The organism is Amycolatopsis tolypomycina, from assembly GCF_900105945.1.
Lineage (GTDB): Bacteria > Actinomycetota > Actinomycetes > Mycobacteriales > Pseudonocardiaceae > Amycolatopsis > Amycolatopsis tolypomycina.
In genome coordinates, this window is the sequence record NZ_FNSO01000004.1 from 4926094 (window position 1) to 4952227 (window position 26134).

At 70.7% G+C, this 26134-nt stretch carries 23 protein-coding genes and 1 pseudogene; 13 read left to right on the plus strand and 11 right to left on the minus strand.

Translation table 11 applies throughout. The annotated features are described in order from the left end of the window. Positions 1-15: 15 nt before the first annotated feature. The 9 genes from BLW76_RS32030 to BLW76_RS32065 all read right to left on the minus strand — a co-directional run bounded on the left by BLW76_RS32030 (position 16) and on the right by BLW76_RS32065 (position 8004). Positions 16-288 (minus strand): hypothetical protein, encoded by a 273-nt coding sequence (locus BLW76_RS32030; protein ID WP_091314468.1) that lies wholly within the window; start codon positions 286-288, stop codon positions 16-18. A gap of 62 nt (positions 289-350) precedes the next feature. Next, positions 351-1262, minus strand: coding sequence for an amidohydrolase family protein (locus BLW76_RS32035; protein ID WP_091314470.1), 912 nt, complete (start codon positions 1260-1262; stop codon positions 351-353). After that, complete coding sequence (locus BLW76_RS32040; RefSeq protein ID WP_091314472.1) at positions 1262-1687, minus strand: SRPBCC domain-containing protein; 426 nt, start codon at positions 1685-1687, stop codon at positions 1262-1264. The genes BLW76_RS32035 and BLW76_RS32040 overlap by 1 nt, the downstream gene beginning before the upstream one ends. Further along, entirely contained in the window at positions 1684-4131 is a 2448-nt protein-coding gene (locus tag BLW76_RS32045) for a xanthine dehydrogenase family protein molybdopterin-binding subunit (protein WP_208613432.1), read from the minus strand. The genes BLW76_RS32040 and BLW76_RS32045 overlap by 4 nt, the downstream gene beginning before the upstream one ends. Beyond that, positions 4128-4598, minus strand: a complete 471-nt coding sequence (locus BLW76_RS32050; RefSeq protein ID WP_091314474.1) for a (2Fe-2S)-binding protein — start codon at positions 4596-4598, stop codon at positions 4128-4130. The genes BLW76_RS32045 and BLW76_RS32050 overlap by 4 nt, the downstream gene beginning before the upstream one ends. Next, a complete protein-coding gene (locus tag BLW76_RS32055) occupies positions 4595-5440 on the minus strand; it encodes an FAD binding domain-containing protein (RefSeq protein ID WP_091314475.1) in 846 nt (281 codons plus the stop codon). Before BLW76_RS32055 ends, BLW76_RS32050 begins: the two co-directional genes overlap by 4 nt. 10 nt (positions 5441-5450) lie before the next feature. Next, a complete protein-coding gene (locus BLW76_RS48890; RefSeq protein WP_208613433.1) occupies positions 5451-5969 on the minus strand; it encodes a flavin reductase family protein in 519 nt (172 codons plus the stop codon). A 14-nt stretch (positions 5970-5983) separates the two neighbouring features. After that, entirely contained in the window at positions 5984-7207 is a 1224-nt protein-coding gene (locus BLW76_RS32060) for a styrene monooxygenase/indole monooxygenase family protein (protein ID WP_167384803.1), read from the minus strand. A 2-nt stretch (positions 7208-7209) separates the two neighbouring features. After that, positions 7210-8004: an SDR family oxidoreductase gene (locus tag BLW76_RS32065; protein ID WP_091314478.1), complete on the minus strand. Its 795-nt coding sequence runs from the start codon at positions 8002-8004 to the stop codon at positions 7210-7212. Between the two features lie 151 nt (positions 8005-8155). Between BLW76_RS32065 and BLW76_RS32070 the strand changes: the two genes are divergently transcribed. From BLW76_RS32070 to BLW76_RS48025, 12 genes and pseudogenes are all read left to right on the plus strand, one after another. After that, entirely contained in the window at positions 8156-9151 is a 996-nt protein-coding gene (locus BLW76_RS32070) for an AraC family transcriptional regulator (RefSeq protein WP_091314479.1), read from the plus strand. 86 nt (positions 9152-9237) lie between these two features. Further along, positions 9238-10266, plus strand: a complete 1029-nt coding sequence (locus BLW76_RS32075; RefSeq protein ID WP_208613434.1) for an Ldh family oxidoreductase — start codon at positions 9238-9240, stop codon at positions 10264-10266. After that, complete coding sequence (locus BLW76_RS32080) at positions 10263-11816, plus strand: phytoene desaturase family protein (protein WP_091314482.1); 1554 nt, start codon at positions 10263-10265, stop codon at positions 11814-11816. The genes BLW76_RS32075 and BLW76_RS32080 overlap by 4 nt, the downstream gene beginning before the upstream one ends. A gap of 55 nt (positions 11817-11871) precedes the next feature. Next, positions 11872-12567: an SDR family NAD(P)-dependent oxidoreductase gene (locus BLW76_RS32085; protein WP_208613435.1), complete on the plus strand. Its 696-nt coding sequence runs from the start codon at positions 11872-11874 to the stop codon at positions 12565-12567. Continuing rightward, complete coding sequence (locus BLW76_RS32090) at positions 12564-14168, plus strand: FAD-dependent monooxygenase (RefSeq protein ID WP_208613436.1); 1605 nt, start codon at positions 12564-12566, stop codon at positions 14166-14168. Before BLW76_RS32085 ends, BLW76_RS32090 begins: the two co-directional genes overlap by 4 nt. Continuing rightward, positions 14165-14824, plus strand: a complete 660-nt coding sequence (locus BLW76_RS49305) for a cupin domain-containing protein (RefSeq protein ID WP_208613437.1) — start codon at positions 14165-14167, stop codon at positions 14822-14824. The genes BLW76_RS32090 and BLW76_RS49305 overlap by 4 nt, the downstream gene beginning before the upstream one ends. Beyond that, positions 14821-15279, plus strand: a complete 459-nt coding sequence (locus BLW76_RS32100) for a cupin domain-containing protein (RefSeq protein ID WP_244170418.1) — start codon at positions 14821-14823, stop codon at positions 15277-15279. The genes BLW76_RS49305 and BLW76_RS32100 overlap by 4 nt, the downstream gene beginning before the upstream one ends. A gap of 10 nt (positions 15280-15289) precedes the next feature. Then, on the plus strand, positions 15290-15688 hold the full coding sequence (locus tag BLW76_RS32105) for a RidA family protein (protein WP_091314484.1): 399 nt from the start codon (positions 15290-15292) through the stop codon (positions 15686-15688). Further along, on the plus strand, positions 15685-16560 hold the full coding sequence (locus BLW76_RS32110) for a fumarylacetoacetate hydrolase family protein (RefSeq protein WP_091314485.1): 876 nt from the start codon (positions 15685-15687) through the stop codon (positions 16558-16560). Before BLW76_RS32105 ends, BLW76_RS32110 begins: the two co-directional genes overlap by 4 nt. Positions 16561-16697: 137 nt before the next feature. Beyond that, positions 16698-17318 (plus strand): annotated as a pseudogene (locus BLW76_RS50020) (family 1 glycosylhydrolase); the annotation flags it as partial. A 250-nt stretch (positions 17319-17568) separates the two neighbouring features. After that, positions 17569-18348 carry a family 1 glycosylhydrolase gene (locus BLW76_RS50025; protein ID WP_244170697.1) on the plus strand — a complete coding sequence of 260 codons (780 nt, stop codon included), beginning with the start codon at positions 17569-17571 and terminating at the stop codon, positions 18346-18348. 171 nt (positions 18349-18519) lie between these two features. Further along, complete coding sequence (locus BLW76_RS48025) at positions 18520-18789, plus strand: hypothetical protein (RefSeq protein ID WP_143060725.1); 270 nt, start codon at positions 18520-18522, stop codon at positions 18787-18789. 6 nt (positions 18790-18795) lie between these two features. Here the strand turns inward: BLW76_RS48025 and BLW76_RS32120 are convergent, their stop codons facing one another. After that, positions 18796-21624, minus strand: coding sequence for a helix-turn-helix transcriptional regulator (locus BLW76_RS32120; RefSeq protein ID WP_244170419.1), 2829 nt, complete (start codon positions 21622-21624; stop codon positions 18796-18798). A gap of 954 nt (positions 21625-22578) precedes the next feature. On the opposite strand from BLW76_RS32120, the gene BLW76_RS32125 reads away from it, so the two are divergent. Beyond that, positions 22579-23619: a ribosome-inactivating family protein gene (locus BLW76_RS32125; RefSeq protein ID WP_091314490.1), complete on the plus strand. Its 1041-nt coding sequence runs from the start codon at positions 22579-22581 to the stop codon at positions 23617-23619. Between the two features lie 877 nt (positions 23620-24496). Here the strand turns inward: BLW76_RS32125 and BLW76_RS32130 are convergent. Further along, a complete protein-coding gene (locus BLW76_RS32130; RefSeq protein WP_244170420.1) occupies positions 24497-26122 on the minus strand; it encodes an aldehyde dehydrogenase family protein in 1626 nt (541 codons plus the stop codon). Positions 26123-26134: the final 12 nt, after the last annotated feature.

Here is a 26134-nt window from a genome sequence, read left to right on the forward strand (position 1 = left end):
TGCCACGGCCCGCCTTCAGGCAGCGGTGCCCCGGGCGCCGAAGCCGGCGGCGGCCAGGACGCCCCGGCCGGTGTCGGTCAATCTCGCCGGGACCTGCTCGCCGATCCGGCCGGGCCTGGCCGGGCTGATCAGCCCGGCGTGGATCAGGGCGCGGGCGCCGGGTTGGTCGCTGAAGGCCAGGCCGTCGACGAAGATGTCCGGTTCGCAGCTGAGCGACACGTGGACGCGGCCGCACGCCGTCGCGCGGAGGATGGCGTGGGCTCGGTGCGTGAGCTGGGGGTTCGTCATGGTGGATCACCACTCGGTTCGTCCGCTGGGCTGCTGACCCCACCGACGTTAGGTGACCGGGGTCACTGCCGATATCCGCTGAGCGCGTCCGGCTGTCCGTTGTGCGACGCCAGCGCGGAAGCCGCGTTCGCCGAGGCGACCTTCCGCACGAACTCCGTGCCGCGGTGGGAAACTTGACCACGCGGGTCGTCGGCGCCCATCGTGAACGGCCAGTCGCTGCCGAGCACCATCCGGTCCTCCCCGAACACCGCGACGGCCTGGTCCACGAGCGCGGGGTCGTGGGCGAGGCAGTCGACGAACACGCGTCGCAACGCGACGAGGGGGTTCTCGGTCAGCGGCGCGACGCCCGGCCGGGCTGTGTCGACGCCGCGTTGCCAGCGTCCCGCGACCGTGGGCACGGCGCCGCCGCAGTGCACGAGCAGCACCCGCAGTCCCGGGTGGGTGGCGAGGACGTCGCCGAAGACGAGCTGCGCGGCCGCGACTGCCGTCTCGACCGGGTTGCCGAGCAGGTTGTGCAGGTAGAACGGGGAAAGCCGCTCGTCCGGCGACGTGCCGGGATGCAGCAGGAGCAGCCGCGAGTCCGTGTCCAGGACTTTCCACAGTGGACCGAAACGGGCGTCCGCGAGAGACAGGGACCGGCCGCCCGCGGCACCGCAGACCCCGGCGAACCGCGGTTCGGTCCGGACGCGGTCGTACTCGGCGGCCGCGAGTTCCGGTTCCTCCAGCGGAAGGTAGGCCAGCGGTCGCAGGCGCGGCCGCCCGTCGACCGCGCGCAGGATCCCGTCGTTGACCGCGCGCACCCACTCCGCCGTGGCGGGCTGCCGGAAGTACGGCGGCGGGATGGACACGACGCCCTCGTCCAGGCCCGCGCGGTCGAGGTGGGCCACGGCCTCGCCGGGCTGCTGGAGCAACGGCGGCCCCAGCGGATCCAGGCCGCGAGGAGCGAGGTGGACGTGCAGGTCGATCGACGTCATCAGGCCACCGCCGCGGTGTCGCGCAGGACTTCGTCGAGAGCCGCCGCGACGAGGTCGCGGACGACCCGCTGGCCGACGGTCGCGCCCGGGCCGCGGACGGCGACATCGGCGGCCCAGGACACGACCGTGGCCGTGCCGGAACGCGTGAACTCGAGCCGCAGCAGGACGTCCAGGGCGGTCGGGCCCCGGGTGCCGTGCACGGACAGCACCGCGGCCGCCGAGCCGGTTCGCTGGACCGCGATGGTGACCGCGAACGGCATGGGCACGAACGTGCTGCGCGGGGTGAAGACGGCGCGCAGCGTGCCCGAGGTGTCCAGGCGGACCTCCCTCAGGCTCGGCACCGCGGCCAGCGCCTCGGTCCCGCCGTGCAGGGAGAGCAGCGCGGCGGCACTCGCCGTCGTTTCGAACCGGCCGGTCAGTTTCATCGGGACACCTTGACCTTCTCCGCGTCGAGGCCCCGCAGCAGCGCCAGGACGCGTTCGGGCGGGTTGAACGATTCGAGCACCATGCCGTGGTCACCGACGGCGTCCTGGATGGCGGCACTCAGCGCGTGCAGCGGGGCGCCGCCGCCCTCCCCCATGCCCTTGGCGCCGATCGGGGTGAACGGCGACGGGCTCACGACGCTGCCGTAGGCGAAGCTGGGCAGGTCGAGCGCGGTGGCGGCGTGGTAGTCGTAGAAGTTGCCGGCGGCGAGCTGCCCGTCGCCGTCGTAAGCGAAGTGCTCGAACAGGGCGGCGGAGATGCCGTGCACGGTCGCGCCGTGGACCTGGCCCTCGATCACCATCGGGTTGATCGGGGTGCCGCAGTCGTCGACCATCGCGTACCGCAGCAGCTTCGTGTGTCCGGTTGCCTCATCGATCTCGACGACGCAGACGTGGATCTGGGTGGCATAGGTGAGGGTGAGGTTGCCGTACTTCCGGTCGAGGTCGGGCAGTTCGAACGGCGCCCGGTACACCGACCGGGCCACCAGGCCGACCTCTTCGGCGACGTCGGCGGGCAGGTCGGCCGGGGAAAAGTGGACGATCCCGGCGACGGCCGCGAGCGGCAGCGCGCGTTCGGGGTCACCGGCGACTCGCGCGGTGCCGTCGGCGAGTTCGATCTCCTCCGGGGTGCAGCCGAGCGTGGCCGCGGCGACCAGGGAGATCTCCCGGATCAGCCGTTTGGTGGCGTTGAGGATCGCGCCGATGCCGGTGACCGCGAACTGGGACGCGTACGAGCCCGAGAAACCGGTCTGCGCGGACAACGCCGAGTCGCTGCCACGCTGCACGTGGACGTCGTCGTAGCCGACGCCCAGCATGTCCGCGACGACCTGCGCGACGGTCGTTTCGTGGCCCTGGCCGAACGCGACGCCGCCGGTGGTGGCGTAGACGGACCCGTCCGCGCCAAGTTTCACCAGGCCGCCTTCGGTGTTGCCGCCGAAGGGCAGGTGCGCGTTGATCAGCCGAGCCTGGCCGAAGTTGTTCGTCCCGGAGTCCAATGTGGACCCGATGCCGATCCCGATCCGCTTGCCCGTACCGGCGACCTCCTGTTGCAGCTTCCGAGCCGAGCGGTAGTCGATGAGGTCGAGGGCCTTGCGCAGCGACAGCGGGAGGTCGCCGGAGTCGTAGACGCAGCCGTTGACCGTGGTGTACGGGTACTGGTCCGGCTGGACGTAGTTGTGCAGGCGGAACTCGACCGGGTCGAAGCCGAGCCGGTGCGCGGCGATGTCCATCATCCGCTCGACCAGCCACAGGTGCTGCATCCGGGAGTAGCCCCGGTTCGGGTGCACCGGGCCCTTGTTCGTGTACACCGATCGGTAGCGCACCTTGAGGTGCTTGAGCTGGTAGCAGGCGTTGGCGACCTGGGTCCAGATCACGCCGCCGAGCGGTTCGTAGCGGGTGTAGGCGCCGACGTCGTCGAGCGCGTCGTAGGTCAGGCCGAGGACGGTGCCGTCGGCCTGGAGCGCCATCTTGACGTTCCGGAACCAGCGTTCGTTGCCGTGCCCGCCCATCAGGTGCTGCTCGGAGCGGGTCTCGGTCCAGCGGACCGGCCGGCCGAGCTTGCGCGACAGCAGCGCCGCCGCGGTGGCCGGGATGTGGGTGTTGAGCTTGACGCCGAACGAGCCGCCGAAGTCCTTGCTCAGCACGCGCAGCCTGTTCGCCGGGTGCCGCAGGGCGACGGCCAGGTTGAACGTCGCGAGCTGCGGGGTCGCGAATCCGCCGGTGAAGGTGAAGGTGTCGACGCCGGCGTCGTACTCGACGGTGATCGCGCTGCATTCCAGGGGTGTCGAGGAGAACCGGTGGAAGTGCAGCTCGCCGACCTCGACGACGTGGTCGGCGTTCGCCAGTGCGAACTCGATGTCGCCCCAGTCGTAGAGCGTGTCGAAGGCGATGTTCGACCCGATTTGCGGGTGGACGAGCGGCGCGTCTTCACGGACGGCTTCACGCGCGTCGACGACGTGCGGCAGCGGCTCGTACTCGACGACGACCGCGGCGGCGGCATCCCGTGCGGCCTCGCGGGAGTCGCCCGCCACCGCGACGACCGGCTCGCCGGAGAACCGCACGCTGCCGCCGGAGGCCAGGCAGCGGTCCACTTCGGCGTCGCCGGGCGGGCCCTGCAGTTCCATGTACGGGTCGGTGAGCGTCTCGACCTCTTCCGGCAGCAGGCAGCCGAGGTAGCCGTCGACCTGCTCGGCCGCCGAGACGTCGATCGCGGTGATCCGGGCGTGCGCGTACGGGGACCGGACGAAGGCGAGGTAGCCGAGGTGCGCGACCGGGGTGTCGTCGCCGAACTCGCCCTGGGCCTTGAGCAGCCGGTCGTCCTCCTTGCGCGGCATCGGCTTCCCGGTGAACCGCCGGGTGGCCGGCCGCGCGATCTGTTCGGTGGTCACGGGCGCTCCCCGGCGGCGGCGCGGACGGCGCACACGATGTTGTGGTAGCCGGTGCAGCGGCAGATGTTGCCCTTGAGCGCCCGGCGGGTGGTCTCCTCGGTGACTTCCTCGCCGGAGTCGAGGAAGTCGGTGGCCGTCATGAGCATTCCGGATGTGCAGTAGCCGCACTGCAGGGCGTGGTGGTCCTTGAACGACTGCTGCAGCGGGTTGAGCGAGCCGTCCTCGTCGGACAGTGACGCGGCCGTCTCGACCGTACCGCCGTCGGCCTGCACGGCGAGCACCATGCACGACTTGACGAGCGTGTCGTCCCAGCGCACCGTGCAGGCGCCGCAGTTGCCGGTGTCGCAGCCGATCTTCGGGCCGCGTTTGTCGAGCGCGTCACGCAGCCAGTGCACCAGCAGCGTGCGGTCCTGGACCGCGGCGGTCTCGGGCTTGCCGTCCACCGTGACGGTGATCTCCCTGGTCATCGGGTGCTCCTCTGCACGGCGGCGAGCAGGGCCCGCCGCAGCTGGACTTCGGCCATCTCCCGGCGGTAGGCCGCCGAGCAGTGCACGTCGTCGGCGGCGTCGACGTCTCGGAGCACGCCGGCCACGTCCGCCAGGGACGGCGCCACCGCCGCTCCGACCAGGTGCCGTTCGACCTCGGGCAGCCGCAGCGGCGAACCGTAGACAGCGCCGAGGAAGACGCGCGCGTCGATGACGACGCCGTCGACGACGTCGAGCCGGACGACCGCCCGCGCGAGTGCCCACGAATCGGCCCCGACCTGCAGATGCTCGTGCGTGACGACGGCGTTGTCCGGCAGTGGCGGGATTTCGATCGCCGTCAGCAGTTCGCCGGGACGCACCGCCGTGGCCAGAGTGCCGAGGAAGAACTCGTCCGCGGGCAGCACCCGCTCCCCCGCCACGCCGAGAATCCGGAACCGGGCGCCGAGCGCCGACAGCAGCGGCGGGAAGTTGTTCGTCGGGTCGTTGAGACAACAGTTGCCGCCGATCGTGCCGCGGTTGCGCACCTGCCGGTCGACCAGGCCCGCCGCCATGTCGGCCACGGGATGGCCGTGCACGGCAGCCAGCGAGGCGTAGGTCGTCGCCGCGCCGATGACGAGCGTGCCGTCGTCGGCGGTCCGGACACCGCGGAGCCCGTCGATGCGGTGGACGTCGACCAGCGCCGACGGCTGGGCGAGGTCGAGCTTCAGCATGTTGAGCAACGTCTGCCCGCCGGCGAGCACGACGCTTCCGGCCACGTCGGACAGCATGGTGACGGCCTCGGCCGGGCTGGCGGGGCGCAGGTATTGCAGGGGCGGGAGGATCACGGGGACCGCCTCAGAACTCGGGGTGACGCGCGGCCACGTGGTACGCCCCGGCGTGGAACACCAGGGGCTCGCCGTCGCCGGTGTCGAAGCGCTCGACCTCGCCGAGGCAGATCAGGTGGTCGCCGGCGTCGACCCAGCGCACGGTCCGGCATTCGAACCGGACCAGCGCGCCGTCGATCAGCGGCACGCCGCCGAGGCCCTCCTGCACCACCACGCCGGCGAACTTGTCCGGAGCGCCGGTCGCGAACTGCCCGGACAGGTGGTGCTGGTCGGCGGCGAGCACGTTGACGGCGAAGTGCGTCGCCTGCTGCAGGTCGGGCAGGCTCGGTGCGCGCTTGGCCGGGCACCACGAAACGAGCGGCGGCTCCAGCGACACCGACGTGAACGAGTTCGCGGTGACGCCGATCCGGCGCCCGCCCGGCGCGCAGGCGGTGATCACGGTGACACCGGTGGCGTACCGGCCGAGGGCCGAACGCAGTTCGCGGGGGCCGAACTCGCGGGTCACGGGCAGCTCCGTCATGGCGGTCATGGCAGTCCTCCGGGTCAGGCCGCGACGGTGGCCAGGTAGCCCTGCGCGAGCGCGGGGTCCATGAACCAGTGGAAGAAGTCGCGCGGGTCGTCGAAGCCGTTGACGAACCGGCGCGCGATCCGCGGGTGCGCCCCGGCGGCGCCGAGCAGCTCCAGCGCGTGCGGCGGGGGCGGGGCCAGCAGGGCGTTCGTCCATCCGGCGACGTACTGCGCGTAGTCCCAGTACCGCTCGAAGGTCTGCCGCTGGAACTCGCGGTCGAACGGCCGGTCGCCGTGTTCGAGGATGCTGGACAGGTAGGACGTGGCGCATTTGCTCGCGTTGTTGGAGCCCTGGCCGGTGATCGGGTCGTTGAGCACGACGACGTCGGCCAGCCCCAGCACGGTGGCGCCCGACGGCAGCACGCCGACGGGCTTGCGGACGGTGGGCGGGAAGCGGCCGGCGAGCACGCCGTTGTCGTCGGTCAGGGCGAGGTCGCCGCAGCGTTCGGCCTCCCACGGCAGGAACTGCCGGACCAGCCGCAAGGACGTCTCGAGGTGCTCGGCGGGGGAACGGACGTCGCGCCAGCAGTCCAGCGGGCCGCCCGGGACGCCTTCGAAGACCATGATTTCGCACGGCCCGCTCGTGGTCAGTGCCGGGAAGACGAAGTACTCGCCGACGCCGGGGATGAGGTTGAACGAGACGGCGGAGTGTTCCTCGCGCGGGCGCATCCCGGTGACGTAGGTGAGCGCGAGCGACCGCTGCGGAGCGTCGTACGTCGACCGCTCGGTGTCGCGCTCGAAGAGGCGCGCGATGTCGCCCTTGCCCGCGGCCACGATCACCAGGTCGGACGACCGTGCGTAGCTCTCCAGGTGCTCGACGCCGGCGTCGGTGAAGTCGAGCTTGCCGCCGCGCAGCTCGAACTCGTTCATCCAGGCGGGCATCTTCACGCGCTGGTCGACCGACTGCGCGGGCACGTCGAGCCGCGAGGCCCACGAGATCGCCTTGCCGCCGCTGCCGTCGGGCACGGTGAACGAGATGCCCTCGACCGGTGGGCAGGCGTCGTCCCAGCGGTTGAGGCCCAGGCTGCGTTCGCGGGCGAGGGCGCCGCCGAACATGCACTGGCTGGACATGACCTTGCCGGCCCGGATCTCGTCCGGGGTCCGGTTCGAGACGATCGTGACGTCGTAGCCGTGGTCGAGCAGGCCGATGCCGAGCTGGAGCCCGGCCTGGCCGGCGCCGACGATGGTGATCGTGCGCATCGCTACCTCCGTGGGTCGCTGAGCTGGGGGATGGCCGGGACGGCCTGTTCGGGGCCCATCGCCGAGTAGCCGCCGTCGACGGCCCAGTCGGCTCCGGTGACGAAGGACGCCGCGTCGGAGCAGAGGAAGGCCACGACGTTCGCGACCTCTTCCGGGTCGCCGACCCGGCGCAGGACGTGGAAGGGGGCCGCGACCCGGTCGGTCCGGGCGCGGTCGGAGCCGGTGAGCTCGTCCATGACCTTCGACCAGGTCCAGCCGGGGCTGACCGAGTTCACCCGGATGCCGTCGCCGGCCAGGTCGAGGGCCATGTTCCGGGTCAGCTGGACCATCGCGGCCTTGCTCACCGGGTAGAGCCAGCGCCCGGTTTGGGCGACCTTGGCGGAGATGGACGTGAAGTTGACGATCGCGCCGCCGCGGGTGGCCAGGTGCGGGCGGACGGCCTGGGCGAACATCGCCGCGCTCACGACGTTGACGTCCAGGGCCTGCGCCCACTGCGCGCGGGTCGAGTCCGCACCCTCGTCGACGTAGGAACAGGCGAGGTTGACCAGGATGTCGATGCCGCTGAACCGGTCGACCGCGGTTTCGACGCACCGGCCGATCGCCGTGTCGTCGGTGATGTCGGTGGGCACGGCGACGACGTCGTCACCCAGTTCGTCGGCGACGGCCTTGGCGCCGGCGTCGTCGATGTCGGCGATGACGACCCTGGCGCCGGCGGTGTGCAGCGCGCGCACCACGGCCTGGCCGATGATCGTCGCGCCGCCGGTGACGACGGCGGTCCGTCCGGCGAGTCCCTGCATGGCACCTCCCTGTGTCCGGGTTGCCAGGGAAGGTAGGTCTGTGACGACGGCCTCAGCTATCCGTCCGGCGCGGCCACTGTGCGTTTTGCGCGGTCACCTGTCGCGTCGGGCGCCCGGAAAGCGGATAGTTACGGGTCAGCGGAGGTGACCCATGACCGACCAGGCGGAACCGGGTGCCGCCCTGCCCCTCGCGCACGGCGAGCACCTCAGCACCCGCGACGTCGACGAAGCGCGCGAGCTGGTGGCCCGTGCCTTCTGCTCGCACCAGCTCGTGCCGCTCGACGGCCACCGCAGCGTCGACGCGCGCTTCCACTCCGTGCGGCTCGGGCAGGTCGGGCTGCACTACCTCGACTACGGCGCCGAGGTCCGCATCGCGCCCGGGCAGTTGCAGGACTTCTTCCTCGTCCAGATGCCCCTGGCCGGCCGCGCCGAGATCACCTGCGGCAAGGAGTCCGTGGTATCCGACCCGCTGACCGCGTCGGTCCCGGCGCCCGACGAGGACCTCGTCATGCGGTGGGGCGCGGACAATCCGCAGCTCATCGTCTGGATCGACCGCGCCGGTCTCGAAGAGCACCTGAGCCGGATGCTCGGCAGGCCCCTGGTCCGGCCGCTGCGGTTCGACCTCGGGATGGACATGTCCCAGCAGGCCGTGCGGTCGTGGCGCAACGTCGTCGACCTGCTGCGCCGCGAGGTCGACACCGAGGGCGGCATCCCCGCCGAGCCGCTGGCGATGACCGAGCTGCAGCGGCTGCTGTTCAGCCAGCTCCTGCTCGCCCAGCCGAACAACTACAGCTCGGTGCTGCACCGCGAGCCGTTGCCGAGCGCGCCCAAGGTGATCAAGCAGGCCGTCGAGCTGATCGAGGCGCACGCGGCCGAGCCGCTGACCGTGGAGGACGTCGCGGAGGCGGTCGGGCTCGGCGTGCGGGCGCTGCAGGAGGGGTTCCGGCGGTTCCTCGACACGACGCCGATGAACCACCTGCGCGAGGTGCGGCTGCGGCGCGTCCACGAGGAGCTGCGGCTCGCCGACCCGGCCCGGACGAACGTCACGGAGGTCGCCGTGCGGTGGGGTTTCCTGCACGCGGGCCGGTTCTCGGTGCAGTACCGGCAGCGGTTCGGCGAATCGCCGTCGGCCACGCTGCGCGGCTAACGGCCTCGCTGAGCGGATAGCCGCCCGTTCTCCGCGCTCCTACCGTTTGCCGGAACGACCCGGCCGACGAAGGAGCGAGGTGCACGGTGGACGCAACCGACCCGGTGCCGATCGAGGAGCTGACCGGCGAGATCGGCCGGACCTTCGCCGCCGCGGGACTGTCCGCGAACGCCGCCCGCGTCGTCGCGGAGTCCCTTGTGGACGCCGATGCCCGCGGGATCCCCTCGCACGGCACGATGCTCGTCCCGATGTACCTCGAGCGGATCCGCCGCGGCTCGGTCAGCACGGAGGAAACCGCGGTCGTCGTCTCCGACGTCGGTGCGGTGGCCACTTTGGACGGTCGTAACGCGCTCGGGCAGCTCACCGGCGACCAGGCGATGCGGCTGGCGGTGGAAAAGGCAAAACGGTACGGCATCGGCGCCGTCACCGTCCGGCACGCGTTCCATTTCGGCGGCGCCTTCCGGTACGTCCTCGCCGCCGCCGAGCAGGGCTGCATCGGGATCGCCGCCGCGAACACCCGGCCGCTGATGCCCGCCCCGGGTGGCGCGGCGCCGGTCGTCGGCAACAACCCCTTGGCCCTGGCCGCCCCGGTTCCCGGTCGCGCGCCGATCGTCCTCGACATGGCCCTGTCCGAAGCCGCGCTCGGCAAGATCCGGCTCGCCGCGGCCGACGGCCGGACGATCCCCGCGACCTGGAGCACCGACGCCGACGGCGTCCCCACCACCGACCCGGCCGCCGCGCTCGCCGGGATGCTCCTGCCCGCAGCCGGCCCCAAGGGCTACGGCCTCGCCGTGCTGGTCGACGTCCTCACCGGCGTCCTGTCCGGCGGCGCGTCGGGCCCGGAGGTGGCCGGGCTCTACGCCGACACGGCCGTACCCAACGACTGCGCGCACTTCTTCCTCGCGCTCGACCCCGCCTGTTTCGGCGACGGCTTCCCCGAGCGGATCCGGACGTTCGCCGACCGGCTCGCGGCCTCGCCGGTCGCGCCGGGGCACGACCGCGTCTACCTGCCCGGTGAGCTGGAGGCCCTGCGGCACGAGCAGGCGCGGGCCGAAGGCATCCGGCTGACCCCGGCGGTCCGGGCCGCGCTGGCGGAGGAGGTGGGGGCGCGATGAACGAGTACGACGCCGTCGTCATCGGCTCCGGCATCAACGGCCTGGTCGCCGCCGCCGAGCTGGCCCGGGAGGGCTGGTCGGTCGCGGTGGCCGAGCGCAACGACACGCTCGGCGGCTTCATCGCGTCGGAGGAACGCACCCTGCCCGGCTACGTGCACGACACGTATTCGTCGTGGCACCCGCTGTTCGTCTCCGGCCCCGCCTACGCGGCGCTCGGCGACGACCTGCACCGGCTGGGCCTCGAGTACCGCAACACCGACGGCTGGGTGACCGCCAGCGTCGCCGACGACGGCCGCACGACCTACGCCCACCGCGACCCCGAGCGCACCGCCGCCCGCTTCGCCGACGGCCGCGACCGGGACACGTACCTGGCCGCGCTGAACGGATTCCTGGAGATCGCGGAACCCTTCGGCACGCTGATGGCGTCCGAGCTCAAGTCCGTGGCGGCGTTGCGGGCCGGGGCGAAGCTGGCCCGCCGGACGCGGCTGCTCCGTGACGCGGTGACGAGCGGGCGGTCGTTCTGCCGCCGCGAGTTCCGCGGGCCCGAGGTCGACCACCTGTGGACGCCGTGGCTGCTGCACGCCGGGCTGTCCCCCGACCACGCCGGGGGCGGGCTGATGGTCCCGGTGCTCGCCGCGACCATGCACGGCTTCGGCCTGCCGGTGGTCGCGGGCGGCTCGGCCCGGCTGGTCGACGCGTTCGGCAAGCTGTTCGCCGAACTCGGCGTCGAAGTCCACACCGGCACGGAGGTCGAGCACATCCTCGTCGAGGGCAAGCGCGCCGTCGGCGTCATCGCCGGCGGCCGCCGGCTGAAGGCCAAGACGGTGCTGGCGTCGTGCACCCCGACCGCGCTGGTCCGCGACCTGCTGCCACCCGGCGCGGTCGACGTCCGGTTCACCGGCGAGGCCGAGCGGTTCCGCTACGGACGTGGCGCGATGCAGATCCACGTCGCTCTGTCCGGTCCGCCGCGGTGGCGGGAGGACCGGCTCGCCGAGGTCCCGCTGATCCATCTCTCCGACGGCTCGGCGAGCACCGGGATCGCCTGCGCCCAGGCCGAAGCCGGGCTGCTGCCGGCGAAACCGACGGTCGTGGTGGGCAGGCAGGACGTCCTCGACCCGGCCCGCGTCCCGGACGGCGCGGCCGCCCTGTGGCTCCAGCTGCAGGAGGTGCCGTTCGCCCCGGCCGGGGACGCCGCCGGCGAGCTGGACACGACCGGCGGCTGGACGCCCGAGCTGGCCCGGGCGTTCGCGCGGCGCGTGCTCGACCGGGTCGCCGCCCACTCCCCCGGGCTGACGGACCTCGTCCGCGCGATCGACGTCGTCACGCCGGTGGACCTGGCCGCCCAGAACGTCAACGCCGTCCACGGCGATCCGTACGGCGGCTCGGCCGAGCTCGACCAGAACTTCCTCTGGCGCCCGACGCCTGCCGGCGCCCGGCACGCCACGCCGGTGCCCGGCCTCTGGCACATCGGCGCCTCGACCCACCCCGGTCCTGGCCTCGGCGGCGGCTCGGGTCACCTGGTCGCCCAGCGCCTGCTCCGCCACCGCTGACCCCTTCAGGAGGAGCCATGAATCCACCTTCGACGCCCAGGACGAGGTCCTGGTCGTGACCGGTGGCGCCCACGGCATCGGTGCCGCCACCGCCCGCGCCTTCGCCGAGCGCGGCGGCACCGCCATCGTCTTCGACGTCGTCCACGCCCCGGACCTCGACGGCCATGACCGGATCGAACAGCACCGCGTCGACGTCTCCGACCGGGAGCGCGTGCGGGACGCGGTCGACACCGTCCTGCTCCGGCACGGCCGGATCGACGCACTGGTGGCGGGCGCCGCGATCCAGCCGCGCTGCGACGTCGTCGGCATGGACCCCTACACGTGGCGGCAGACCCTGGCCGTGAACCTCGACGGCGTCGTCTGGAGCGCGCAGGCCGTGCTGCCCGGCATGATCGCCCGCCGGGCCGGCAGCATCGTGGTGTTCTCCTCCGGGCTCGCCCACGCCGGCCGCGCCCAGGCTTCCGCCTACGCGGCGAGCAAGGGCGCGTTGACGTCGTTCGCGAAGTCCCTGGCCGCCGAGGTCGCCGACTACCGCGTGCGGGTCAACACGATCTTCCCCGGCGTGATCGACACACCCCAGTTCCGCGCCGCCAACCCGGCCGGCGGCGAGCGCGAGCACTGGGCCGCGACGACCGGGATCGGCACCCCCGAGGACGTCGTCGGCTGCCTGCTCTTCCTGCTCTCGGACGCGGCCACGATGACCGGTTCCACGCTGACCCGCGACCGGGCATTCGCGCAGGAGGAATTGTGAGCGGACAGGAATCCCTGCCGGTCGCTGTCGTCGGCGGCGGTCCGATCGGTCTCATCACGGCGCTGGGGCTGGTCCGTTACGGCATCCCGGTCGTGGTGTTCGAAGAAGACGAGACGCTCTCGCTGGACACCAAGGCGGGCACCGTGCTCACCCGCACCCTCGAAGTCCTGCACCGCTACGACGCCGTGGACGACGTGCTGCGCGCGTCACTGCGGATCGACGAGATCGGCGACATCGACCGCGCCACCGGTACCGCCCGCGCAAGCGTCCACACCGGACTTCTCGGCGACGACACGCGCTTCCCGTTCGTGGTCAACATCCCGCAGCACCACCTCGAACCCGTGCTCCGCCGCAGGCTGGAGGAACTCGCCCCCGGTATTGTCCACATGGGACACCGGATGACCGGCTTCGACCAGCACGACGACCACGTCTCGCTCCGCCTGGACACGCCCACGGGTGAGCGGCGAGTGGCCGCGCGGTACCTGCTGGCCTGCGACGGCGGCCGGTCCCAGACCCGCGAACAGCTCGGCATCACCGTCGAAGGCCACACGCTGGACCAGCGGTACATGCTCGTCGACCTGGAGGCCGACCTCGACGTCGCCAATCCGCGCGACTACCCGTACCTCGCCTACTTCGGTGACCCCGCCGAGTGGATGATCCTCGTCCGGCAGCCGCACTGCTGGCGGTTCCTGTATCCCCTCGAACCCGGCGCGCCCGAGCCGGACCGGGCCGAACTCGCCGCGAAGGCGAAGCGGTTCATCGGCGACGTCGACGGGCTGCGCGTGCTCGGCACCAACATCTACCCGGTGCACCACCGGGTCGCCGACCGCTGGCGCGCCGGCCGTGTCTTCCTGATGGGCGACGCCGCCCACCTCATCACCCCGATGTGGGCGCTCGGCCTCAACACCGGCGTGCTCGACGCGTCGAACCTGCCCTGGCGGCTGGCGTGGGTGCTCCGCGGCTGGGCCGACGAGTCCCTCTTGGACGGCTACGAGCGCGAGCAGGCCCCGGTCGCGGTCCGCGGCTCCGGCGAGATGGCCGAAGCGGCCCGCGCCTACATGGACCGCCGCGACGACGGCGTGTCCGCGATGGCCGGCGGCGGCTGGGGCGTCGCGGTGACCCGCTCCCTGCTCGGCGTCCGCCTCGACGTCGACGGCACCGGGGACTGGTCGATGATCGCCACCGGCGAGACACCCCGCCCGCTGCGGGCCGGCGACCGGCTGCCGGACGTCCGCCTGTTCGGCCCGGACGGCGCCGTCCACGCGCACGACCTCTGCGCCGACACGTTCGTCGGCCTGTACTTCACCGACGCGCGCCGCAACCCGCGGCTACCCGCCGACGACACGCCCGGACTGCGCCGCCTCGTGGTCAGCCGGTGGGACGCCCCGCTGGACTCGCCCCTGCGCGACCGCGCCCTGTTCGACCCCGGTTCACGAGCCATGCGGCGGCTGGGCGTCGGGCCGGACACGGCGGTGCTGCTGCGGCCGGACGGCCACGTGGCGGCGATCGCCGCCTTCGACCCCACCATCGACGTCGACCCGCTCGGTGCCGCCCACGCGCGGATCACCGGCCGGGTCCCGGCGGAAGGAGCCCTGACGTGACCGCGGGAACCACCGTGCACGCACCGGACGGAACGCCGGTCGTGCTCGCCGAAATCGGCCAAACCGAACTCCTGGCCAACGACCACGTGCGCGTCTGGGAAGTGGCCCTGGAGCCCGGCGAGTCGCAGCCGTGGCACCTGCACCACCACCCGTACCTGGTCGTGAATCTCGAAGCCTCGCCGGGGCGGATGGACTGGCTCGACGGCTCGCCACCCCGGTTCGTGAACGAGTACGTCGGCGGCGTGATCTTCCGGCCGACCTCGCCCGTCCACATGCTCACCAACATCGGCCCGACACGGTACCGCAACCGGCTCGTCGAGCTGCTCGACCTCGGCGAACGAGTCGCCCCGGTGCCCGCCGAGCCGGTCGGCCACCACGTCGTGTTCGAAACCGACCTGGTGCGGGCGTGGGAAATCGTCCTCGACCCGGGCGCCTCGCTCGCGGGCCACCGGCACCGGCACCCGCACGTCGTGATCACCCTCGATGGTTCCGACACCCGCATCGACACCACCGACGGGCCGGGCCCGGTGGAGACCGAGGCACCCGGCGACGTCCGGTACCGCGAGCCCGGCGGCGTCCAGACCCTCGTCAACGTCGGGCCGACGCGTTACCGCAGCCGCCTGATCGAGCTGAAATACCTGGGAGAGAACCGATGACGACCAACCTCTCGACCCCCGCCGCGTACTCCGGCGAGGCCGCCGACCGCGCCCGCGTGGGTGAGCCTGGCGCGCTCAGCCGCTTCCGGGAGATCCTCGTCCAGACCCACGACCTGGACTGGATCGACAAGACCCTGGACGGCCTGTCCCACAAGATGCTCTGGCGCGACGACGAGACCGGCGCGTCGATCGCGCTCGTCCGGTTCCGGAAGGGCGCGGGCATTCCGTCCCGGCACGCCCACGCGTCGAACCAGTTCATGTTCTGCCTCAAGGGCCGCTACACGTACGTGCCGACCGGCATCACCCTCACCGAAGGCGCCTTCTACTGGAACCCCAAGGGATCCGAGCACGGCCCGACGCACGCCGACGAGGAGTCCGTGCTGCTCGAGATCTACGACGGCCCGCACTACCCGGCCCAGCCCGACTGGTATGACGACCCCGCCGACGCCCGCTGAAGGAACTCCCATGCCCAAACAGGAAATCGTCTCCCCGGACCTGGCCGTCCCCAATGGACACTTCGCGCAGGCGACCCGCGCGGGCCGGCTGGTCTTCATCTCCGGCATGACCGCTCGCAACGCCACCGGCGGCGTCACCGGCGTCGGCGACGTCAGCGCCCAGACCCACCAGGTGTGCCAGAACCTCGAAGCCGCGGTCAAGGCCGCCGGCGGCACGCTCGACGACATCGCGCGTGTCGACGTCTACGTCCGCAACATGGAGGACTTCGACGCCATCCACGCCGTGCGCCGGCAGTACTTCACCGGCGTGGCCCCCGCGTCGACCATGGTCGAAGTCTCGAAGTTCGTGAACAAGGACTACCTGATCGAGATCAACGCGATCGCCGTCCTCCCGGAGGACGCGCGATGAAGCTGGCCACGGTCCGCGTCGACGGCAGGGACCACCTCGGCGCGGTGGAGCCGGAGGAAGGCACGGTGACGATCCTGCCCGCCGCGGCCCCGACGCTCGACGACGTCGTCCGCGGCGACCTGGTGGACCTGCGCCACGGCACGCGCGTCACGTTGGACGCGGTCGAGATCGTCGCACCGCTGCGCCGGTTCAACCGCGACATCCTGTGCACGGGCTGGAACTACTGGGACCACTTCGAGGAATCCCGGGGCAAACGCGAGGGCCAGGACCCGGTCGACCGGCCGCAGCACCCGACGTTCTTCACCAAGGGCCCGGACACGGTGATCGGCCCGCACGACGACATCGCGTTCGACCCGGCGATCTCGGCCAAGTGGGACTACGAAGCCGAAGTCGCGCTGATCATCGGCAAGGACGGCCGGTCCATCCCGGAAGAGCGGGCCTGGGAGCACGTGTTCGGCCTGTGCGTCGCCAACGACGTGTCCCAGCGCGACCTGCAGCGCCGCCACGGCGGCCAATGGCTCAAGGGCAAGAGCATCGACGCGACCATGCCGCTGGGCCCCTGGATCACGACGTCCGACGAGGTCGCGGACCCGTACGACCTCACTGTGCGCTGCACCCTGAACGGCGAGGTCCTGCAGGAGGCCTCCACGCGCCAGGTCGCGTTCCGCTTCGAGCGCATCATCGCCGAACTGAGCTGGGGCATGACCCTGCGGGCCGGCGACGTGATCCTCACCGGAACCCCCAGCGGGATCGGCAACGCCCGCGAACCGCAAGTGTTCCTCGCGTCCGGGGACGAGGTCGTCACCTTCGTGAGCGGTCTCGGTGAGCTTCGCAACCGGGTTGTCGCGACCGACCTCAGCGGGCAGCCGTAGCATCACCAGCGGCGATTACGGCCCCGCCTCTCGACGAACGAATGTGCAACAGTAGTTGACGTACGTACAGAGGTAGCTAGCGTTACCTCGAACTCGGAAAGCTCCGATCAGTCGCCGGATGGAAAGGCACTCACCGGATGTCCGACAACCCGGGCGCACCCGCACAGGGAAAGCGCCCGCTTCGCTTCCCGGACGGCTTCCTCATCGGGGCGTCGACCGCGGGACACCAGACCGAGGGCAACAACACCAACTCGGACTGGTGGGAGTTCGAGCACCGCCCGGGTTCCCCGGTGCACGAGCCGTCGGGAGACGCCTGCGACTCCTACCATCGCTACCCCGAGGACATCGGTCTGGCCGCGGGCTCCGGGCTGAACGCCTACCGGTTCAGCGTCGAGTGGCCGCGGCTCGAGCCGGCCGAAGGGATGTTCTCCAGGGCCGAGACGGCACATTACCGCCGCGTGCTTGCCGCCTGCCACGAGCACGGCATCGTGCCCGTAGTGACCTACAACCACTTCACGCTGCCACTCTGGTTGCAGCGGCGCGGCGGTTTCGCGGCCGACGATTTCCCACAGCTCTTTCAGCGCTTCTGCACCCACATCACGCGGACTCTGGGCGATCTCATCGGCTGGGCGGTCACGATCAACGAACCGGAGGGAGCCGGTGATGCCGGATACGTCCTCGGCATCCACCCACCCGGCATCGTGGGCGACCGCGAGCTAGCTCACCGCGTCGCGGACAACGTGCTGACCGCCCACCACTTGGGAGTCAAGGCCATTCACGACCACGGTTCGATGCCGGTGGGAGTCTCCCTCGCCCTTCAGGACATGCAGTACGAAGACGGCGCGACACCCGGCAAAACCGAGTGGGAGCTCAACGCACTGATCAGCGAACGGTACATCGAAGCCGCCCAGGAGGACGACTTCGTCGGGCTGCAGACCTACACGCGCATCCGGTTCGGCCCCGAAGGGGAACGCGGACCGGGCCTGCACCCCGAGAGCAAGAACGGCCTTGCGGAAACCGACGACACGACGCAAGTCGGCTGGGAGTTCTACCCCGAAGCTCTCGACGGGGACGATCCGGCGGGTTCACCGAGTCAGCGGCGGCAAGCCGATCCTGCTCACCGAGAACGGCATCGCCACCACCCACGATCCGAAACGGGTGGCGTTCATGGACCGGGCGCTGCGCGCCGTGCACACGTGCCTGGCAGACGGTATCGACGTGCGCGGCTACCTCCACTGGTCACTTCTCGACAACTACGAGTGGTCAGGCGGATTCGAGCCGACCTTCGGTCTCGTCGCGGTCGACCGTCAGACCTTCGCTCGCCGGCCGAAGGAGAGCGCGTATTGGCTCGGAGACGTCGCACGTTCCCGATGCCTGCCGGCTGAGCCGGTGACGTGGCCCCCGCGGCGTAGGCGATCGGACAGGTCGTCAGCGCGGCGGCCACGGCTGGTTCTGTCTGCTCGAAGTGGGGCCGCGTTTCTTCGTCGGAGACGGCCTCGGGTCCAATGTGGACCACTGCTCGCCAAGAGCACCCAATGTATCGATGGCGTGGGCGACGTCTGCGGACGTCCACGGGAACGGATCCTGGTTGCCCCCCCCCCACATCGTCACGCTGCTGGCCTACGTCGTCCTGCTCTCCGGCGTCCTGCTCAACTTCCTGCCGCATTCCTGAAAGGACTTCCGATGACCGAGCAAAGCAGGGGACCAAGAAACGAGCCCGGCGTCTCATGCTTTCCAGTCACCTGGCTGGAAAGCCGTAGCCACCAGGCCGATGCGGATCTCGCGTAGGACCGGATACGGCGGAATCGCCACGACTGAGAAGACGCTGAGACCTGCGCACGGGCTCCTACCTTCGTCGAGTACCACCACCCGCACCGGCCGATAAAGTTCGACTTACCCGCGCTCCCCGAGCCGGGATTCGCCGAAACACCGTCCGCGACAGCCCTTATTTTTCTCCCCGTGATCGCGAGCAGCGCCGCCGAGGGCGCCTTCCGCCGTGCCCCGAGCAAGGCGGCCGCGCCGGCGTTCCACCACGCCTCTTCGGTCCCGGCCGTCAGCACGACACCCAGCGTGACGCAGATCCCGGTGACCGCCGCATCGACGATCAGCTCCCGGCTGCGTCCGCCGAGACCGTGCCACCGGGCCCCGAACCACTCGACAACGGAACTGTCCACGGCCACCAGTTTGACACCCTGCCGGAAGTCCGAAACCCGCGAGGTACTCGCTTGACACCATTCAGGCGTGGGCGGGGTCGTCCGGACGAGACAGGGAGGTGCGGACGCCCTTGCGGTCCGTGCCCAGCTTCGCCAGGATTCGAGCCACGTGTTTCTCGACCGTGCGGGGCGAGAGGAACAGGGTCTCGGCGATGTCGGAGTTGGTGGCACTGCGGCTGAGGAGTTCGGCGACCTCCAGCTCGCGGGGTGACAGCTCGTCGCCGTACCCCCGGCGTCCGCGCCGGCCTGATTCCTCGACCCCCAGCGCACGCAGAGTGTGCTGGCAGCGCAAGGCATCCGCGATCGCGCCGAGTCCGGTGTGGACACGTGCGGCGTCGGTGAGATGCGTGGCCGCGTCCTCGGGGCAGGAGGGCGCCAAGGCGTTCGCGAGGTGTTCCGCGGCCTGTGCCGCGTGGTAGGGCCTGCCGATGTCCTGCCATGTGGCGCGGGCCGCGGCGAAGTGCTCGGCGGCGGTGGCCGGTGCGCTGTCCCGCACGAGCAGTCCGGTGGCGAGCTCGAGTTCGGCCGTGGCAGCGGGAGCGTCCCGGCCCCGTACACCGCGTGCGGCATCGGCCACGAGCCGCTCGGCTTCCTCGCGGTGTCCATCGGCCAGTGCGGCTTCGACCGCGACCGAGACCAGGCCCGTGGTTCGCGTCCAGCTGCCGAGCCGGCGCAGCATGGTCACCGCTGGTTCGGCGCTCGCCCATGCCGCCCGCGGGTCCTTCTGTGCGAGTCGCACCGCGGTGAGGCCGGCGGCGATGCTCATGCTCACGTCCGCCTCGGACGTCTCACGTCCACGCCCGGCGGCGGCGAAGTGCTCAAGCGCCTGGGAGTGTCTGCCCTGGGCGAGCGCGAGATGTCCCCGATACAGGACGCGGTCGAGGTCGGCCTGCCGGACGTCGGGGTAGGCCCGGCACAGCACGTCGTACTGCTCGTCCAGACCGGCCCAGCGACCCGCCAGCCAGTCCGCGCGCAGCAGCCTGACCCGAGTGAGGCACTCGAGCGGGGCGTTCTCCGTGCGGGCGGCCAGCTCCTGGCTCTCCAGCATCAGGGCGCGGGCGCGCCGGTCGTGGCCGAGCTGGAGGGCCGCCTCGCTGAGGTTGTACAGCGCTTGGCACATCCGACGCAGCACGGGCTCGGCCGCGTCCCGGCGCGGCAGCCCGTCCACCAGCGGCCACACGGCCGGATCGCCGGCCCTGGCCATCAGCATGAGCCGGGTGACCTGGACGTCTGTCCGGGCCAGCTCATCAGTGCTGTCACACACGGCTTGCTCGGCCCGGTCGAGCCACTCCCACGCGTGCGCGGCGGCACCGTCGTACTCGTTCAGTGCCAGCGCGATCATGGCTCTGGCCGCTTTGTGCGGGAGCGTGCCCAGCTCGTCGACGGCGCGTTCGAGCTCGCAAAAACCCGCCGGGTCGCCCGCAAGGTTGAGCATGATCAGCCCCAGACCGAGGCGGATCTCGCCGCGGACCTCCTCCGGCAGCCGGTAGTCGGCGAGCACGGCGGTGAGCACGGAGGCGGTCGCGGCGTAGTCGACGCCGGCACTGGCAATCCTGGCGAGCCCGAGCGCGGCCCTGGACCGCCGGTCGGCGCCGATGTCCTGCCGGTTCAGGATCTGGCGCAGGAGGGTGGCGGTGGTGCCGGTGTCACCGAGCGCCACGGCCTGGTCGGCCGCTTGTTCCACGCGCACGAGCCAGGTTTCGTGGTCACCCGCGGCGAGCGTGTGGTGCGCGACCTGCACCAGCGGTGCCGGATCGTGGGTCTCGAACACCTCGACGGCCCGCCGGTGCAGGCGGATGCGACGCGGGCCGGGGATGTGCCGGTAGGCGACCTGCTGCGCCAGCACGTGCCGGAAGCCGTATCGGCCCGTGCCGACCTCCCTCAGCACGGCGGCGTCCAGTACGTCGATGATGCCCTGAGCGCCCTGCTCGGGATCCAGCCCGGCGATCTCCGCCAGCAGGGCTTCGGTGGCGGGGACGGCGAGCACGGCCGCCGCGTCGACCACCGCCGCCCCGGCCGGTGACAGGGCGACGAGCCGCTCGGTGATCGCCGCGCGCAGTCCTAGTGGCACGTCGGCGTGCTCCAGCGCGGCGGCGTCCTGGCGCGCCTGGTGGCGGAAGGTCAGCAGATCTTCCTCGGCGACCAGCGGCAACCCCTCGCTGCGGCGGTGCAGCACAGCGCAAAGCTCCGGTGTGGCCCTGGCACCCAGCACGGCCCCGGCCAGCTCGGCGACGTCGTTCTCGGTCAGCGGCGCCAGCCGGATCACCGTGGGGCGGCAGGCGCCACCGAGCACACAGGACCGCTCCTCGGCGCGCCAGGTCAGCACCAGGGCGAGGTGGTCGGGTAGGTCGCGGGCGAGCATCACGAGCAGCTCGCGGGTGGCGTCGTCGACCCAGTGCAGGTCCTCGACGACCACAATCACCCGGCCGAGCGAGGCGAGCACCGACCGCACGGCCTGGATCAGCTGGTGCCGGGCGACGCCCGGATCGTCCGGTGTCGACGGTGCGGGCGGCAGCAGGCCGGCGAGGTCCGGGAGCAGCGGTGCCAGCGCACCGGCTGTGGGCGGCAGCTCGGCACCCGGCAGCCAGGGGCCGACCTTGCGCAGCGCCTCCACCACGGGCCCGTAGGGCAACGGCTCGCGCAGCGGGTGGCAGAAGCCGGTCACCACCCGCCACCCCTCCCGCCCCAGGATCGTGGTGGCCTCACGCACCAGCCGGGACTTACCCATGCCGGCATCGCCTTCGACCACGACCACGGCCGGCGCGCGCCGGACGGCGTCGACCAGCTGCCCCAGTTCGTGACGGCGGCCGACGAATGCGAAACCCCGGCCAAATCCGGCATTCCGATCCACCGTGTCACCGCCCTCCCGCATACCCATCTTTTGCGCATACTACCCACTCAAATCCGTTTCCCATTGCCTTCGGCCTGCGCATGACCCGCATCGTCTGGATCGTTCCAGAGGCCGACGGCGCTTGCTGCCTCATAGGAGCACCACCAGGCCCGGGCGGTGCGGACCGGGCGCGGCGCACCTGCACTACACGCCCGCAGCCACGCCGCGAGCCGTGTCGTAGATCCAGGTCCGGAAGTCCGGCCAACTGGTGTAGACGGTCGGCGAGACTTCAGGTACTCGTCGGCAGCAAGGTGGCGAGCTACCTTGGCCGGAAGCCGGAGGACACGGCGACGGAGACGATTCACCCTGCCCCGCGCAGGCAGGTCCGGAGTCGGACGGAAACCCGCGCTCGTCCGGCCCCGTACGGAGCCATCAACGACACGGTACGCGGCGTCGTGGACCGGCCGGCGGCAATGCGGAGTGTGGACACCCTCGGCTGGAGGATCCGCGACAGTGGGAAGTGGCCCAATCCGTCCCTGATCGGGTCAAAACCCGGCGACATCGTGCTCATGCACGGCATCCGCCCCCACGACGGTCGCGGCCGCACCGAAATCCTCAATGGACTGAAAGAGGCCGGATACGACTTGTCACCGTCGGTGAGCTGTGACCTGGTGCGCTGGTGCTCGGCTGAGCAGCGGCATGCGGGAGTTCTCGACGAGGAACTGCCGGTCGGCCTCCGCATCACCGTCCTTTGCGGGCACCCTGCCCCCGGTCGGTCACGTGCAGTAATCGGGGCTGGGCAGGCGTCATCGGTTCTGCCCATCTATTGGGCGCAGCTACCCACTGAAATGCGTCCCCATTGTTTCGACCTGCCCAGGCTCGCATCGTCAATGCCGTCCACAAGCGTCAGTCCCGGACGCTTCCAGAGGCAGACATCGGTCTCTGGTCCCAAACAGCTGGAGAGTTCGGAGAACCATGTCCCACCCCGACGTCACGACGGCCGCCGAACCGGCGGTCACCTCCGTCAAGAAGCCCGCGCCCGCGAGGGCGTTCCGCAGGCTCCTCCCCACGACGTTCCTGGCGGCGACGCTCGCCGTAGCGACCCTCGTCTCCGAGGTCCACATCCCGGCCACACCCACGGTGCAGGCCGGCGGTGTCCCCGGTAGCAGCCAGAGCAGCCCGAGCATCAAGCTGGTCCAGGACCAGACCCCGATCTTCTGGTGGAACGGAAGCCGGTGGGACTACTTCGGCTTCATCAACGCGATCCGTCGTTCCATGAACGTCTACAACAACTATGTGCCGGGTTCCAGCAACACCATCGATCACACCGACCCGTGGAACCGCAGCGGCTCCTTGGACGTCGTCGTCGGGTCCCGGAACGGCCATCAGGTTCGCATCCGGCTGCGCCGCTCCGACATGTACGTCCTCGGCTGGTTCGACCGGAATGGCACGTACCAGTACCTCGGGAACTGGACCGAAGCCAACGGCCCGGGCGGCAGCAACATCCACCAGGCCCTGGACACGCCGTCCTACGACGGAATCGAACGGATGGCGAACCTCGGCAACCCCGGCCAGTGGCGCTCGCGCTACACAGCGCGGTTCAACCAGGACGTCGTCAGCGCTTCCGCGGACAACCTCTGGAACGCCGATTTCAACCACCCGGAACTCATCGGGCAGGCGCTGCTCGTGCTGGTGCAGTTCATCTCGGAAGCCACGCGGTTCCGTGGCATCTCGGACACGATCGGCTGGGGCGGGTTCGCCGACCGGTCGGCGGACAACTGGCAGTTCAACACCAACATCCCGTCGCAGCTCGTCGACATGGAGAACAACTGGGGGCAGCTGAGTGAGCGCTTCGACTGGATGCTGGAGAACAACGCGCAGGACAGCCCTGGCAACGCGTTCACCGGGTTCTGGCGGAACCCGGACGGCTCCATCGCCAGCCGGCTCCTGATCACCATGGCCGACTACGGGCTGGTGTTCAACCTCGTCAAGGGCTTCCCCGGTCGCCGGCAGTGACAACGAACAGATCTCCCCAGGGGGCCTGCCCTGGGGAGATCCGTCGTGCCCACCGGGTCAGCCGAAGATCGGCCAAGCCGAGCATTCCCACCCGCGAGTGACCCTGACAGTCGTCCGACGACCACGACATCCGGGGTGGGCGCGATCGTGGAGCACGGGACGACCGCCCGGCCTCACGGTGACAAGAGCGCACTGTGACGAGCGCAGCGGGAATCTCGCGCGGTCCGCCTGCTCCCTTCACCGCATCACCTTGATCAGCAGCCGGACGACAGCGAGGGAAGTGACCCGGTGCCCGCCGGGTGGAAGCGCGGCGGGCACCGGGTGTGGGTCACGGGCGGATGAGGTCGGCCCTGTCGTCCCACCAATCGTCCATGGGGCAATGATGACCATAGCGCCGCACGGCGGCTGTACGCCAGCCGGCACACGCCGGCGTCCGCCGAGGGTTGCCGAGCCGCACCGAAATCCGACACTACATATGCGTACATTGATCGCGAACGACGACGGGGCATCGGCTCGACACGCGAAACATGGTCCGAAGTGGACACCAGCCGGATCGGAATCGTAGCCCTGGTTCCTCGGCGACTACTACGCACCCCGCGCCGCGGCGTTCGAGAAGCGGTTCGCGCTCTGCGTCGCCTGGGGCGTCAACCCGGTCGATCAGCGCATGCCCGCGCTCGGAGGCATGGGCCAGGAACGTGTCGATCTGGCAGTTTCTCGATCCGCTTGCCTGCGGCCTGGCCGAAGAACACCGGCAACACCAGCAGGTCGTGGATCTCGGCCCGACCACACCCCGCGTCGCCTGATGTCCAGGCGCAGCGGCAAACGACACCAACTGTGCCTGCGCCGTACCCGAAAGCGCTGCGCGGACAACTTCGCGTCAGATCGCCGCTGGTGCTGAACCGTAGATTCCCAGCGGTCCTTCGGCGAGGTTGATGACGACTGCCTTGACTTGGGTGTAGTGGAGGAGCGTCTCGAAGGAGTTCTCCCGCCCGAAGCCGCTTTCCTTGTAGCCGCCGAGAGGTTGGCCCGGTACGAAGTTGTAGTACCGGTTGATCCAGACCGAGCCCGTCTGCATTTCGCGGGCGAACCTGTGGGCCCGGCCGAGGTCACGGGTCCAGACTCCGCCTCCGAGGCCGTACGGCGTCTCGTTGGCCAGGCGGAGGACCTCCTCCTCGTCGGTCCAGGCCTGGACGCAGGTGACCGGTCCGAAGATCTCCTCCTGCGCGATCCGCATGTCGTTCTCGACCTCGGTGAAGATGGTCGGTTCGATGAAGAGCCCCTTTTCCAGCCCAGGAATCCTCGCCGGAGCCCCACCCGTCAGCACCTTCGCGCCCTCCTGCGGACCGAGTTCGAGGTAGGACTTGACCTTGTCGAATTGCACCTGACTGGCCTGCGGGCCCAGCTGGGTCTCCGGCAGGGTCGGATCGCCCTGCGACACGCCGTGGAGGACGGTCTTCAGCTTCTCCAGGAACTCTTCCATGACCAGTTGCTGCACGAAGGTGCGGGTACCGGCGATGCAGACCTCGCCTTTGTTGAAGACCGTGGACATCACGACACCCTCGACCGCCGCGTCGAGATCCGCGTCCGCGCAGATGATGTTCGCCGACTTGCCGCCGAGTTCCATGGTCTGCGGGGCGATGTTCACCGCCGCGTACCCCATAATCTTGCGGGCCGTTGGCTTGGAGCCGGTGAACGACACCTTGCGGACGTCGGGGTGGGTCACCAGTGGCTCGCCGGTTTCGGGACCGTAACCGGTCACGATGTTGACGACGCCGGGAGGCAGGATGTCGGCACATTCGGCGAAGAACTCGAGGACAGCCAGACAGGTCGACTCGGCGGGCTTGAGAACCACCGTGTTGCCGGCGGCGAGCGCCGGCGCGAGCTTCAGCGCCGTGCAGTACATCGGGATGTTCCACGGCACGATCGCGGCGCACACGCCGAGGGGCTCACGGTGGACGAGCGAGACGGCGTCCGGGAAGTCCATGGTCTCGCCGCGCAGGTGCAGCGGCGTCGTCGAGTAGAAGTCGTAGACGGCCGCCGTGCCGGGCAGGTCGAACCCGGCGGAGTCGCGGATCGGTTTCCCGTTGTCGAGGGTCTCCATCATCGCGAAGTCGTCGATGCGGGCCGTCAACCGGCGCGCCATCTCCGCCAGCACGGCCTGGCGCTGCATCGGATGAGAACGTGACCAGGAGGGGAAGGCGGCCTTGGCGGCCGCCACCGCGCGGTTGACGTCCGCCGCGTCGCCTGCCTGGATCGTCGACAGCAACGTTCCATCGGCCGGGTTGGTGACGGGAATCGTTCGTCCGCTGTTGCCCTCCGTCCATTGGCCGCCGATGAAGTGGCCGTACTCCGCACGGAAGTACCGCTGTGCGCGTTCGGTCCTGGTCAGCACCTCGGACTCCGTCGTCATGGGCTCACTCCGTTCTGATCGGCCGCCTCGGCGCTCGGAGTGTAGACACAGCACAGACCCGAGTTCAACCTTACCGTCAATTTTTCGTACCAAGCGTCAAACGAG

Bases quoted from the DNA above. Each gene is read 5' to 3' on its own strand.
- BLW76_RS32070 (WP_091314479.1), top strand. From the start codon at position 8,156: ATGACCGACCAGGCGGAACCGGGTGCCGCCCTGCCCCTCGCGCACGGC.
- BLW76_RS32065 (WP_091314478.1), bottom strand. From the start codon at position 8,004: ATGCAGGGACTCGCCGGACGGACCGCCGTCGTCACCGGCGGCGCGACG.
- BLW76_RS32040 (WP_091314472.1), bottom strand. From the start codon at position 1,687: ATGAAACTGACCGGCCGGTTCGAAACGACGGCGAGTGCCGCCGCGCTG.
- BLW76_RS32050 (WP_091314474.1), bottom strand. From the start codon at position 4,598: ATGACCAGGGAGATCACCGTCACGGTGGACGGCAAGCCCGAGACCGCC.
- BLW76_RS32060 (WP_167384803.1), bottom strand. From the start codon at position 7,207: ATGCGCACGATCACCATCGTCGGCGCCGGCCAGGCCGGGCTCCAGCTC.
- BLW76_RS32080 (WP_091314482.1), top strand. From the start codon at position 10,263: ATGAACGAGTACGACGCCGTCGTCATCGGCTCCGGCATCAACGGCCTG.
- BLW76_RS32110 (WP_091314485.1), top strand. From the start codon at position 15,685: ATGAAGCTGGCCACGGTCCGCGTCGACGGCAGGGACCACCTCGGCGCG.
- BLW76_RS32030 (WP_091314468.1), bottom strand. From the start codon at position 288: ATGACGAACCCCCAGCTCACGCACCGAGCCCACGCCATCCTCCGCGCG.
- BLW76_RS48890 (WP_208613433.1), bottom strand. From the start codon at position 5,969: ATGACCGCCATGACGGAGCTGCCCGTGACCCGCGAGTTCGGCCCCCGC.
- BLW76_RS32105 (WP_091314484.1), top strand. From the start codon at position 15,290: ATGCCCAAACAGGAAATCGTCTCCCCGGACCTGGCCGTCCCCAATGGA.
- BLW76_RS32100 (WP_244170418.1), top strand. From the start codon at position 14,821: ATGACGACCAACCTCTCGACCCCCGCCGCGTACTCCGGCGAGGCCGCC.
- BLW76_RS32035 (WP_091314470.1), bottom strand. From the start codon at position 1,262: ATGACGTCGATCGACCTGCACGTCCACCTCGCTCCTCGCGGCCTGGAT.
- BLW76_RS32125 (WP_091314490.1), top strand. From the start codon at position 22,579: ATGTCCCACCCCGACGTCACGACGGCCGCCGAACCGGCGGTCACCTCC.